14 protein-coding genes and 1 pseudogene are annotated in these 12,532 nt (G+C 36.7%); 7 read left to right on the top strand and 8 right to left on the bottom strand.

The features are described 5' to 3' along the window. Positions 1-300 (bottom strand): annotated as a pseudogene (locus B2V92_RS23930) (glycosyltransferase); the annotation flags it as partial. 96 nt (positions 301-396) lie between these two features. Between B2V92_RS23930 and B2V92_RS23925 the strand changes: the two are divergent. After that, positions 397-978 (top strand): tRNA-(ms[2]io[6]A)-hydroxylase, encoded by a 582-nt coding sequence (locus B2V92_RS23925; RefSeq protein WP_293312852.1) that lies wholly within the window; start codon positions 397-399, stop codon positions 976-978. Positions 979-1,016: 38 nt separating this feature from the next. On the opposite strand, the gene B2V92_RS23920 is transcribed toward B2V92_RS23925, so the two are convergent. Genes B2V92_RS23920 through B2V92_RS23905 form a run of 4 tightly spaced genes read right to left on the bottom strand, consistent with a single transcriptional unit; the run spans position 1,017 to position 3,998 of the window. Next, positions 1,017-2,108, bottom strand: a complete 1,092-nt coding sequence (locus tag B2V92_RS23920) for a DUF3810 domain-containing protein (protein ID WP_293312850.1) — start codon at positions 2,106-2,108, stop codon at positions 1,017-1,019. 3 nt (positions 2,109-2,111) lie between these two features. After that, positions 2,112-2,372: a Txe/YoeB family addiction module toxin gene (locus B2V92_RS23915; RefSeq protein WP_293312848.1), complete on the bottom strand. Its 261-nt coding sequence runs from the start codon at positions 2,370-2,372 to the stop codon at positions 2,112-2,114. Between the two features lie 57 nt (positions 2,373-2,429). Continuing rightward, positions 2,430-2,630, bottom strand: a complete 201-nt coding sequence (locus B2V92_RS23910; protein WP_293312846.1) for a DUF2683 family protein — start codon at positions 2,628-2,630, stop codon at positions 2,430-2,432. A 33-nt stretch (positions 2,631-2,663) separates the two neighbouring features. After that, positions 2,664-3,998, bottom strand: a complete 1,335-nt coding sequence (locus tag B2V92_RS23905; protein WP_293312844.1) for a dihydroorotase — start codon at positions 3,996-3,998, stop codon at positions 2,664-2,666. 190 nt (positions 3,999-4,188) lie between these two features. On the opposite strand from B2V92_RS23905, the gene B2V92_RS23900 reads away from it, so the two are divergent. The 4 genes from B2V92_RS23900 to B2V92_RS23885 all read left to right on the top strand — a co-directional run bounded on the left by B2V92_RS23900 (position 4,189) and on the right by B2V92_RS23885 (position 7,002). Next, positions 4,189-5,535 carry a DEAD/DEAH box helicase gene (locus tag B2V92_RS23900; RefSeq protein WP_293312843.1) on the top strand — a complete coding sequence of 449 codons (1,347 nt, stop codon included), beginning with the start codon at positions 4,189-4,191 and terminating at the stop codon, positions 5,533-5,535. After that, positions 5,535-5,804 (top strand): hypothetical protein, encoded by a 270-nt coding sequence (locus B2V92_RS23895; RefSeq protein ID WP_293312841.1) that lies wholly within the window; start codon positions 5,535-5,537, stop codon positions 5,802-5,804. Before B2V92_RS23900 ends, B2V92_RS23895 begins: the two co-directional genes overlap by 1 nt. A gap of 142 nt (positions 5,805-5,946) precedes the next feature. Beyond that, positions 5,947-6,282 (top strand): gliding motility protein GldC, encoded by a 336-nt coding sequence (gene gldC / locus B2V92_RS23890; protein ID WP_293312839.1) that lies wholly within the window; start codon positions 5,947-5,949, stop codon positions 6,280-6,282. A gap of 318 nt (positions 6,283-6,600) precedes the next feature. Next, positions 6,601-7,002 carry a hypothetical protein gene (locus B2V92_RS23885; RefSeq protein WP_293312837.1) on the top strand — a complete coding sequence of 134 codons (402 nt, stop codon included), beginning with the start codon at positions 6,601-6,603 and terminating at the stop codon, positions 7,000-7,002. Positions 7,003-7,089: 87 nt separating this feature from the next. Here B2V92_RS23885 and B2V92_RS23880 read toward each other — a convergent pair whose 3' ends face one another. The 3 genes from B2V92_RS23880 to B2V92_RS23870 form a co-directional block, all read right to left on the bottom strand. Beyond that, entirely contained in the window at positions 7,090-7,776 is a 687-nt protein-coding gene (locus B2V92_RS23880; RefSeq protein WP_293312835.1) for a peptidoglycan-binding domain-containing protein, read from the bottom strand. A gap of 48 nt (positions 7,777-7,824) precedes the next feature. After that, positions 7,825-8,502 (bottom strand): hypothetical protein, encoded by a 678-nt coding sequence (locus B2V92_RS23875; RefSeq protein ID WP_293312833.1) that lies wholly within the window; start codon positions 8,500-8,502, stop codon positions 7,825-7,827. Between the two features lie 436 nt (positions 8,503-8,938). After that, on the bottom strand, positions 8,939-9,286 hold the full coding sequence (locus B2V92_RS23870) for a hypothetical protein (RefSeq protein ID WP_293312831.1): 348 nt from the start codon (positions 9,284-9,286) through the stop codon (positions 8,939-8,941). Between the two features lie 347 nt (positions 9,287-9,633). Between B2V92_RS23870 and B2V92_RS23865 the strand changes: the two genes are divergently transcribed. Together B2V92_RS23865 and B2V92_RS23860 are read left to right on the top strand one after the other, a co-directional pair. Further along, positions 9,634-11,517: a sensor histidine kinase gene (locus B2V92_RS23865; protein ID WP_293312829.1), complete on the top strand. Its 1,884-nt coding sequence runs from the start codon at positions 9,634-9,636 to the stop codon at positions 11,515-11,517. 56 nt (positions 11,518-11,573) lie between these two features. Continuing rightward, entirely contained in the window at positions 11,574-12,314 is a 741-nt protein-coding gene (locus tag B2V92_RS23860) for a LytR/AlgR family response regulator transcription factor (RefSeq protein ID WP_293312827.1), read from the top strand. Positions 12,315-12,532 lie beyond the last annotated feature (218 nt).

Genomic DNA, 12,532 nt, shown 5'->3' with positions numbered 1-12,532 from the left:
CTGCTGCACGCGCCAACCATATTGTTCTTCTACCATAAAACGGTCGAAGAGGACCATATCAGGGTTCAATTCCTTTAAAAAAGTATTAAAACTTTCGTCGTTTAGTTTGATTTCCTGTTCTACAACAGTTGAAGCACTAAAATCATAACTGAAATCGCTTTTTGAGGCTGCGGATGCAAAAATAACTCGGTAACCTTTTACCAGAAATAAATCAACCAATTGGATCATCCTCGTACCGGCCGCCGATGAGGTTGGTTCGGGCCAAACAAATCCAATAATCAACAATTTCTTTGTGCTCATGATTTAAAATTTATGCAAAATAAAGGCTTTTTAACTCACAATTTTAAAACCGTGCCGATTATTTCTAATTTTGCAGCTCAATTACAAAAGCACCAGATGTTAGGATTAAAATTATTGACAGACCCACGTTGGGCAAATATTGCAGAATCGAATTTAGAGGAAATTTTATCCGACCATGCCTGGTGCGAACAAAAAGCGGCAACAAATGCGATTACGCTGATTACCCAAAATTCCGAACATCAGGATTTGGTTGACGAATTAACAGCTATTGCCATTGAAGAAATGCAGCATTTTCAGATGGTGATCGAGATTATCAAAAAACGTGGTTATACGCTTAGCCGTGAGCGTAAAGATGATTACGTTGGCCGTTTGGTAAAATTTAGTAAGAAAGACGGAAGCCGCAACATGGCTTTTATCGATCGACTTTTATTTGCCGCGATGATAGAGGCGAGGAGCTGCGAACGTTTCAGGGTACTTTCGTTAAATATTAAGGATCAGGAACTGGCCAAATTTTATCACGAACTGATGGTTTCTGAAGCCGGCCATTATACTACTTTCTTAAATTTTGCCCGTAAATACAGTACTGATGTAGATGTTGACAAACGCTGGAAAGAATGGCTGGAATTTGAAGGCGAACTGATCCAGAGTTTTGGTACGAAAGAAGCGATTCACGGATAAATAGGTGAGATGTAGGATGTAAAATGGATAATGGTTTTTTACTCCCTGATCTTCGGACTTTCGGACCTCTGACTTTCGGATTTATAAATATTCCACAACCAGATTACAATGCCCTGGTAGCTATCGATTCCTTTTTTCTGGTTGTTCAGTTTTAAGAAACCATCAAAAGCGGCACCCATGTATCCGAACATATCGCCATTATATTTTTGCCAGAATTCTTTTTCGGTTTTAAAATCGGCTAAAATCTGTGGTGAGAGTTTTGCGTGCAGTATTTTATAATCATCAGGAGATTTGATCCTGATTTCAAATAAAATATAACGCAGCATTTCATAATTGGCAGAATATTGGTAATTCACATCAGGACTATTACTAGCGGTGAGGTAACCTATTAAGTTGGCTTCATCCTCATAAGCAATTCCGAGCTGATGGCCAATTTCGTGACAGCTTATATATGGTTTTACAAAATCGGGTATGTTCATATTCATATTGGCTTCGCCCGAAGGTGGTGCATAATAGCCTTCAATGCCGATTTTACTGATTAACCATGGATTTAGAACCGATTTTAAACAAGGGTTTGAGTACTGGAATACTTTATTTTTTTGCGACATAAGTGCATAAGTGGCCGCAGATTTCAATTCCAGGTCTTTAATCGTATAAGCCGGTACTTTACCCTGCTTCAATTTTAATGCATTGGTTTTATCAACAAAATAATTGCCGAGCACAACCAGTTCTTTAACACTGTATTTATCATTCCCTATGCCCAACTCCTTGCTTATGCTTGGCCGACTGTAATTTAAACCCCAAATAATTTTGAAAACGATATAAAGAATGAGGAAGAAGTTTAAAACCTGTAAGGGAATAACAATTCTATCCTGCTTTTTTAGTGATTTTCTTCTTTTAAAAAGGCTTATGATTTTGTAAAGCACAAAGCCGATAAGCAAAACATAAATGATATCGCCTATGGCAAAAGGAAAGATCGAAGATATAAATCTTAGGGCCGAAGATATATAAGGATAAAAACCTGTTGAGTAATATTTTTGGACAGGAACGGGGAAAAACCCAAAAATATAAATTAGGATAGCAAAGCTAACTAAAATGAGCGATTTGACTGATAATGAACGTGCTATCATTAACTATTTGTAGTGACCTCTTAGTGAATAAATGTTTAAAATATCGTCTACTACATCATAAACAATCCTATGTTCTTCGTTTATTCTTCTAGACCATTTTCCAGAAAGTTCGTATTTTAACATTTCTGGTTTACCAATTCCGTAAAAAGGATAAAGCAGCATATCTGCAAAAAGCACTTGTATCTTATTTTGAATTGCTTTATTTCCGGATTTTTTCCAAAATTGGAAATCAGCTATGGCTTTTTCATGTAATTCTATTTGCATACCCATTTTAACTAGTTAATTTGGGACGCGATAAAATGTTTTGAGATTAATTATGGATTATTTCCACATATTTTGAACATCAATTTTCAAACCGGGTTTACCGGACTTTCTTGATTTTTCTCCATCTAAAATCTTTTCAACAAATTCAGGATTGTATGGGCTCTTTTCAGATGTAAAATCAATTTTCAATGCCTTTATAAAAGCCTTTAAAGCTGCAAGTTGCTCTTTATTTTTAGGATGAACGATTAATGTTTCCATGATATTTCATTGTAATAAACAAATATAACGAATTTATCTGTCAAAAGTTAGGCGTTTTCCGATCTGATCAGTCGTGAATTTGCCATTTTGATAGGCTAAATTACCTGAAACAAAGGTATGTGTAATACTGGCCTGGAAAGTTTCACCATCAAAAGGACTCCAGCCGCATTTATAAAAATTATTGAGTTTGGTTACTTTCCACGGGTCTTTCAAATCAACCAAAACCAGGTCGGCCCAGTACCCTTCGCGGATAAAACCACGTTTTTCGATATCGAAACAGATGGCCAGGTTATGTGCTGTTTTTTCAACAATCCGCTCTAAGGAAATTTTCCCCTGCAAATGCATTTCCAATAAAACCGGCAGTGCATGCTGAACCAAAGGTCCACCTGATGGGGCCTGCGAATAGGGCTGTTGCTTTTCTGCTAAAGTATGTGGCGCATGGTCGGTTGCAATTACATCGATATAGTTTTCAAGTACGCCATTTAATACCCCATTTTGATCGGCCCCGGTTTTTACAGCAGGGTTCCATTTAATAAAGTTGCCTTTTGTAGCATAATCTTTATCATTAAACCAAAGGTGGTGTACACAGGCTTCGGCCGTGATTTTTTTATCTTTTAAAGGTGTAATGTTATCAAATAATGCAATTTCTCTAGCGGTAGAAATGTGTAGGATATGCAAACGCGTTTTGTAGGCTTTCGCCAGCTCCACTGCGAGTGATGATGATTTATAACAAGCCTCTGCACTGCGGATTAAAGGATGCATATCTATGGTAAGATCTTCGCCGTATTTGGCTTTAAATTCGGCCAGGTTATGGCGGATAGTTGCTTCATCTTCGCAATGTGTGGCCACCAAAATTGGTGCTTTGCTGAAAATGTTTTCTAAAGTCTTTTCGTTATCAACAAGCATATTTCCTGTTGATGAACCCATAAAAACCTTAATACCACAAACATTTTTAGGGTCGGTTTTTAAAACCTCCTCAATATTATCATTACTGGCACCCATGTAAAATGAGTAATTGGCAAGCGAGGTTTGTGCCGCAATTTCATATTTATCGGCCAGTAAATCCTGGGTTAGGGTATTGGGTACAGTGTTGGGCATTTCCATAAAAGAGGTAATCCCTCCGGCCACTGCGGCCATGCTTTCGGTAAAAATATCGGCTTTGTGGGTTAAACCCGGTTCACGGAAATGCACCTGATCATCAATCATTCCCGGTAAAAGGTATTGTCCTTCGGCGTTTATTTCTTTAGCGTCAGGTGCAGATAAATTTTGGCCTATTTTGGCAATCAATCCGTCTTTTATCAATACATCGGCTACAATTTTCTGTCCTTCGTTTACAATTGTAGCAGCTTTTATCAGGTAAGTATTCATGGTTTCAAAGGTAAAAATAGATTTGAGAAGTTAGATATGAGATTTGAGAAAATTAGCGCAGTACTGTTTCTGTAAGTCGAATAAAACTCCCTCAAAAATCCTGTAAATAGGGGCTTTGAAATTGCGTATGGTTCAAACCTTCTGCCTTATACCTTCAAACCCTCAACCTTAATCACTATCTTTGTGCGCTATGGCAAAATCGTTCGAAGAATTTAAGTTAAACAGGCAAATTTTAAATGCAGTTGCCGATGCAGGTTATACCGTTGCCACACCGATACAGGAAAAAGCAATTGCGCCAGTATTATCTGGTCAGGATATTTTTGGTATCGCAGAAACCGGTACGGGAAAAACAGCTGCTTTTGTTCTGCCGATTTTAATGCAGTTGAAATACGCACAGGGTGAAAGTCCGAGGGCATTGATTTTGTCGCCAACGCGAGAACTGGCCATGCAGATTGCCGAGCAGGTAAAATTATTTTCTACTTATACCGATCTGCGCTCCCTGGTAATTTTTGGTGGAATTGGCCCCAAAACACAGAAAGAACAGATTTCAAAAGGTGTTGATATTTTAATTGCTACACCCGGAAGGTTCCTTGATTTATATTTATCGGGCGATATCAATACGCAAAGCTTAAAGTTTTTGGTGCTTGATGAAGCAGATAAAATGATGGATATGGGTTTTATCGGTTCAATTCACCGTATTCTGGAGATTGTTCCACGTAAACGCCAGAATTTATTGTTCTCGGCAACGATGAGCGATCTGGTTCAGAAAATTGCTGGCGATTTCCTGAAAAATCCGGTTGTAATAGAAGCTTCCCAACAGGCAACACCGGCTGCAAACGTAACACAGGCTTTATATCATGTTCCTAATTTTAAAACTAAGATTAACCTGTTGCAGCATTTATTGAAAAATGATGAAACTTTTAACCGCCTGATTATCTTCTGTAAAACGAAAACCGTTGCCGATAATATTTTCAGTTTTATCGAACGCAGGTATGGTGCAGAAAATGTACGTGTAATACATGCCAATAAAGGACAGAACACAAGAATAAACTCTATTAATAGCTTTAAGGAAGGCAATATCCGTGTTTTAGTAGCTACTGATGTGGCGAGCAGGGGTATTGATGTGAGTGATGTAAGCCACGTGATTAATTTCGATGTACCGATTATTATCGAGGATTATGTGCATAGGATTGGACGTACGGGAAGGGCCTTTGCCAAAGGTGATGCCATTACTTTTGCCACTGAAGGTGAAAAATACTATATCCGTAAAATCGAAAAGCTGATCCGTCAGCAGATTCCGGTTGCCGAAATTCCAGAAGGTGTTTTTATCGAAGCTACCCCTTACGAAGAGCGCCAGCATATTGCCAAAGAAATTGATATGCAGAAACGTAAGGAAGATCCTGATTTTAAAGGGGCTTTCCACGAGAAAAAACATGCCGCTGCTATCGAGAAAAAAGCAAGGGATAAAGCAAAGGCAAAGGCCGGCAAGGAAGTTAAGAGTTTTAAAAAGGGTAAAAGATTCGACAAGAAAAAGTAATGAAGCTTAGAATTACACCTTTAAATATTATCACTGCACTTGCATTTGCGTTTTTGATGTCGAGCATTCTTCAAACCAAGCCTGCCGGACAGCATTTTGATATGAGTGCTTTCTATAAATTTATTCTGGGCAGCCTCATCCTTGTAACCTTTATAACCGATCTGATTTTCCGGTTTACTTTAAAGGATATCAAACGGATCTGGATAATAGAACTGATATTTATTGTAATCGCTGCTGTGCTGATGGTCATTTTGCAAAAACTCGCGTAATTAAACGGTCAAAATATTCCGCCGGTGCTAATCTGTGTAATCCTTTAATCTGTGTAATCAATTTAATTTAATCATCTTTGCGTCCGTTAAAATAAACTGATAATCTGAGTAACCTTTTAATCGGTGTAATCAAACTAAAAAAATGAGAAAAGCAGAAATAAAAATAACTGTTGAGTTAGACGATAATAACATGCCAGAGAACATTCTTTGGGAAAGTACCGATGCCAAAACAACAGATAAAGTTCCGGTGAAATCGATGTTCCTTGCGCTTTGGGATCATAATTACAAAAATTCAATGCGTATCGATCTTTGGACAAAAGATATGCCTGTTGATGAAATGAAACGTTTTTTCTACGAAACCCTGCAAACCATGGGCGATAGTTTCCTAAAAGCCACAAATGAAACCCTTATTGTTGAAGATTTACGCGATTATTGCGCACACTTTGCCGATAAAATGGGCATTATTGAAGGACAGTAGGTTGGTTAATCGGTTAATTGTTCAAATCGGTTAATTGAGGTTAGGTGCTTAAAGCAAAATACCCCATTTCTTGAGCTGTTGTTAACACGCAAGCAATGATTGCTAGTGTCTAACCGAAAAACTCCTGCGATCCGTCATCCTGAACTTGTTTCAGGATCTAATTTTGTCTACTAAGTAATTGTTGAGGTGCAGCTGACTATAAACTAAGAACTATTTTATTTGTCATTCAAAAATACTTGTTAATTTCGCCATTAAATAATGAAGAGTTGATTGTTCATTAATCCGTGTAATCTCTAAATCTGTGTAATCACTTATAAAATGTTAGTAGTAAAAAAAGTCAATGCTTATATAGGCCTAATTTTGGCAACTGTTGCCATTACCATTGCACCGATGCTAAAAGTTCCTTTTAAGGGCAATTGGAATCTGTATCAGGCAGATCCGCGTTTGCTTTATATCTCGTTAGCCATTGTAGCTTTAACTACACTGTTTCTTTTTGTACGTGCTTTAAGTGTATTTAGGATCATGGCTTTCGTTACCTTAATTTGGAGTGCTATAATGGCTGCTGCCGTTTGGTTTAAGGTAAATAACTACTTCGGATCGAAATTTTTTGATAAAGTATTATCTAAAACGATTCATTTCCAATGGGGATGGATTGTATTGCTGGTAGCCGTTATTTTATTGGTTTCGAGTGTTAAAAAGGAACAGTTAGAAGTAAAATAAATTATTTTAGTTCTAACTGTTGAGTGCTGTTTTTGTTTGCTTAGATCAATTAATTGGTTTTACGTTGCTCAGATTTTTACATTGTAGCTATATTATATTTAACGAAGTTAGTGTTTGTTTGCCCAATATGCCATCAACCACTAAACCTTCGATATTTTGATAGTTAGTAACTGCTTTAGCCGTTTCTGTATCATATATATCGTTTATAACGCCATGATATAAGTTAATTTCGGCCAATTTTTCTTTTGCTGCTCGCACTATCACATTCTTCATTAGCGGCTTGGTAACATAGAAGTTTTTTGTTGGCAAGTTATAATCAAAATGGAAAACTGGATTAACCTCATAGTCAATATTATTGATTAAAAGTCCAAACTCCCATTGCCTGTCTGCTATCTTGCTTTTGCAAACGCCGTCTTTTGAGCTTTTTGCTTCAATTGTACCACCTGCACCATCACTGAATACAATATGCCCAATGGCTATTCCCTTATAGCCTGGTGACCTTAAAAGAATTGCGCCATAAGTTTGCGCAGCTTCGCTGATACTTATCTGTTTGCAAAATTTGGCAACATCTTTGGCCCAATAGCCCGTATAGGCCTCATTACCCCGAATGCCAACTTTTATTTTAGCCACTTGGTATACTACCCAACTTATAAATTCTGCACAATCCCAAGCACCCTTATAATTAGGGTTATCAAATGGAACTTTTGCGCCATACACATATTTTTCTCCAATGTGTTTTTGCGCTGATTCTAAAAACTGTTTTCCTGTAGCCATAGTGTTAATTTTTATTGTTTAGAAGATTTAGTTAGTTCTCTATACATATTATGGATTGCTTTTATCTGGTTTAACCACATTTTTTACAATATCAAAGGCGTAGCAGAATTTAAAGCCAAATGTGGTTACCGTTTTATTGCGAAAAATATTGGAATCTGTTAAGTCAAATGATTGTTGAGGTGCGTTATTGATCAGGAAAGGTTTATTGTTTGCCTGGTATTCGTTTACAAACCAATCTTTGGGCTGGTTAACGCTAAACCATTCTACCGTTCCCATTATTAAAAAATCGGCGGCAAATTTATACCCTATACCAACTCCAAAATCAAGGGCATTAAAAAAAGGCTGGGCATCAGTGGCTTTCGATAGTGTTAGTGGGTTAATAAAGGTTGATATTGATATGCCATGTGGCACCGTTTTGGTACTCCCGTCCGACTGATAGAAAGTTCGAAAGTATGGCGTATAAACAATGCCAAAATTTAAACTGGTTTTTATTCGCTGACCTTTTTCAATTAATACACTATTATTGGTTTTATTGATTGCCGGATTTTGATAAAGTACAGTGGGTATATAATTGGCACCAACACCCACTATAAAATTGATACGTTGAGTAATATCTTCCGCATTTTTCTTTGCTGGCTGACCATATGCATTTCCAACAGATATTAAACCTGTAACTAAGAATAGCAATACCTTGCCGATTCTTATCGTTTTTAAAACTTTGTTCATAATATTATCTCCTTTTTAATAGTTTGTAAGTAATTTTTAACATGTTTGCTTGTTGGGATTTGTGGTTGTTTTCTGCTTCGATATTGATATAAGGGATATTATTTTTACTGGAATAAACCGATAGGGAGCCATCATCGGTGGGATTGTCATTTTGTAACACTACATTTTCGTTAAGCGCTTTCAGGTAATCGAAATCTTTTGATTCTGTTACCAGAAAAAAATCATCAGGATCTTTTCCCTGCGCCCTGAAAACTTCTTTAGCTTCTTTGTGATATTTATTGGGTTTAATGTAATCGGTTATCGAAAGCGGTGCCCCATCAGTATTGTTATGGATTGAAACAATGTATTTACTTGGATTTCGGGTGGTAAATGCCTTTAAAAGATTATCGGAAAAAGCTTTGATTTGTGTGGTTACCTCCGAAGGAAAGGTAGCTGTTCAATCATTATATTTTTCTAAAGTTGCCTTAATCCCTATTTGAGAAAAAATACGGTTTGGATCGAATAGATAATTTTTATTGTCTACCCTACATGTCAGTGTACGCAAATTTTGCTGATGGATTTCAAACAGATTAAAGTTTATTTCTTTCGGTAAGCTGTTGAAAGCATCAATTGCAGTATTTTCATTATCATGCAATGATATCAATGTTGCAATACCATTATTCTGCTTGTATTTTACCTTGCAGGCATTGGTTCCCAACAGAAAAGGAATGTCTGTTTTTAAAGTAAATGATACTGTTATCAATGCAGCATTTACAAGCAGAGCGATAATCATGATGTTTTTCATCTTGTTATAAATTAGAGTGTCAATAATTAGTACCCAACCATACTGTTTTGTATGCCTTGGCTTACATATAGCTCAAATTTAAGCGGCGATTATTGATCAATAAGGTTAATTGAGTGAGCTGTGGTTTTTTGAGGATAGAATGTAGGTTCTACTGTGTAAACTGTTGTATTAATCATACTCTACACTGAAAGTAATACGCTTCGCAGCTGTAAACCTATGCTTCACACATTTATAGGTTTAATTATTCTTTTTCTGTTTATCTTTATTTTAATGCCTCTCTTGGTTTTTGTATGAATTTTATGAAAAACAGATCTTTCCGATTGTTGATCCTTTTAAGCCTGGTGTTTATGGGTAAGTCCTTAGTACTTGCACAGGGAAGAATTAAACTGATAGATATTACAGAACAGGGCAAAAGTATCAGCCTTTTAAATCAGGCCGATTATGCCCTTTCGGAAAGGCGCTGTAAAACGTTGGCAGATGTACAGCACTTGGATTGGCATTTGTTGAATGATAGTGTTACGGCAAAAAAAGAGTTTGAATTTAGTGTGCTGCAATATTGGATACATTTTAGCACCCATAGTGCTTTTACAAGAGATAGCACTTTACTGTTAAAGTTCGACAGTAAAATGCAGCATACCCAACTGTTTGAGCGGATAGGGGATAAACTGGTTTTGATCGGGCAGACAGGTTTCGGCTCGAAAACCTCAGCGCTATCAATCGCAAACGATTATTGGCGCATATATCTGCCATTAAAATCACAAAAAACACAGGATTTTTATGTGCTGATCAAAAAACATCAATACAATATTGTACCGCAGTACCCAAAAATAGAAACTTATGATACTGCCTATCGCGAACTGAATAACGAGCTGATTTTATTTCCCCTAAGTTTTAAAAACATTAAACTATGGTTTGCCGGGTTTTATTTTACCGTATTCATTTATTGTTGTCTTAAGTTCTTTTTTCAACGTAAAAACATAGCCTATCTTTATTATGCCCTGGCTTCTATAGCCTGGTTTTTCAGGTATTCGCTACAGGCCGATGCCATTATTTTAGAAACAGACTGGCTGCCCAAGTTAAATAACAATTTTATATTTTATTTATCGTTTGTACCTCAGAATTTTTTTTACATTCTTTTTCTGGGTAAGTTTTTAAAAGCAAACGAGAATAAATACCTTAATATTTATTTAAAATGCTGTCTGTGGTTTTGGGGTTTTATGGTTGTTGTAATAGTTGTCCATTATTTTAGGCCAGAACTTACGCCAATTACCAAAACAATCTGGATTTACAATGCGCTACCTGTTTTAGTCCTTACGCTTTGGTTGGCTTACCATGCCAGGCCAAAACCCAATCAGGGGTATTTACGGTTTGCATTTTTAGGACTTTTAACCATATCCATTGCTCTGATTTTTAGCGTCGTGCCCAAATGGCTCAATATTGCCAATCTTCCGGCCTGGTACTACGCCGTTAACAGTTATGTAGACCTGGTAACATTGGCATTTGCCGTTGATGCGATTTTGTTTCTTACCGCACTGGCTTATAGCGATCGGCTTGATGAACTCGAACGGATCAACCTTAAAATAAAAAATGCAGAGAACGAGCACAAGATTTTAAGGCTGCAGATGAATCCACATTTTATTTTTAACTGTTTAAATTCTATTAATCTGTATATTGAGCAGAATAACAGTGAGTTGGCTTCCAGTTATCTTAGTAAATTTTCCCAATTGATGCGCTTATCCCTTTCGCACTCAAGGAAAGATAAAATTGTATTATCAGAGGAAATCAAAACCATAAAGCTGTACCTCGAAATGGAAACCATGCGCTTTAAAGGTAAACTGAAATATACTTTCGAAATTGATGATGATGTTGATACCGATTTTATAGAAATCCCCCCGATGTTGGTACAACCTTATATCGAAAATGCCATTTGGCATGGTTTGATGCATAAAAATGATGGTGGTGAAATCAGGATCAACATTTCCCAGGACTTTAAACAGCAAACTTTGCTGATAAGCATTAAGGACGATGGAATAGGCAGATTAAAAGCAGCAGAACTGAATAGTAAGGATGTTGAAAAGGAAAAATCGTATGGAACATTGATTACCGGCGAGCGTATCGCTAATTTTAATAAGGAATTTAATACAAACACGCAGATCAGGATCGAAGACCTCTATGGCGAAAACAATGAAGCTAATGGGACCATGGTTTTAATCAGTATCCACTTAATCTAAAAACAAGCTTGAAGTATAACATCAATTAAAATAAATGAAACAATTAAATCTAAAATATGAAAACGCTCAATGTTGTAATTATAGATGATGAAGAAGATAGTATAAGCTTACTGCGCATACAGTTAAAAAAGCATTGCGCCCAGGTTGGCGTTATTTATTCGTTTAACAGCCCGATTAAAGCACTACAGGAAATAGAAGGATTAAATCCCGATCTTGTTTTTTTGGATATCGAGATGCCCGAGTTAAATGGTTTTCAGTTACTGGAGAGGTTAACACCGATAAAATTCAAGGTTGTTTTTACAACGGCATACAATGAATTTGCGATCAAAGCCTTTCGGTTTAGTGCGTTAGATTATCTGGTTAAACCTGTTGATGTAAACGATCTGGTTGAAGCCGTAAACAAGGCTGTAGTGAAAGATAGTATTTCTGATAAGCAATTAAACCATTTCCAAAGGCAAATGAATCTGGAACGCGTAAATAAAATTGCCGTAAGCTCACTTTCGGGAGTTGTTTTTATCAATGTAGACGATATTCTTTATGTTGAGGCCAGCAGCAATTATTCTATTTTGGTTTTGTTGGATGGCGAAAAGGTGATTATTTCGAAAACACTAAAAGATGTTCAGGAGATACTGGAAGACAGAAATTTCTTCAGGATACACCGTCAGTACATCATCAATTTAAATAAAGTTAAGTTTTTTAATAAGAACGATTGTTTGCTAACGCTCGAGAACAACAAACAATTGCAGGTAGCAAGGATCCAGAAAGATAAGCTGATTGAGAAATTCGGAGCGGTATGATGGTTAATCGGTTAACTGTTTAAATTGGTTAATTGATGCCAATCGCATTGCGCGAACTCCCTCGCGGTTGTCATCCTGAGCGGAGTCGAAGGATCTCCATTTTACAGTACTTTTTATCCTCTGACCATTAAGAAGTTAAGGTTATAGTGTTGTTTATTAGTTAACTGAAAATTGGTTCTTTCCATCATCCATCTTACATTTTCCATCATACATCTTCA

The organism is Pedobacter sp. UBA5917, from assembly GCF_002432345.1.
Lineage (GTDB): Bacteria > Bacteroidota > Bacteroidia > Sphingobacteriales > Sphingobacteriaceae > Pedobacter.
Note: the sequence above shows the minus strand (reverse complement) of the source record. Positions and strands in the feature narration are given on the sequence as shown.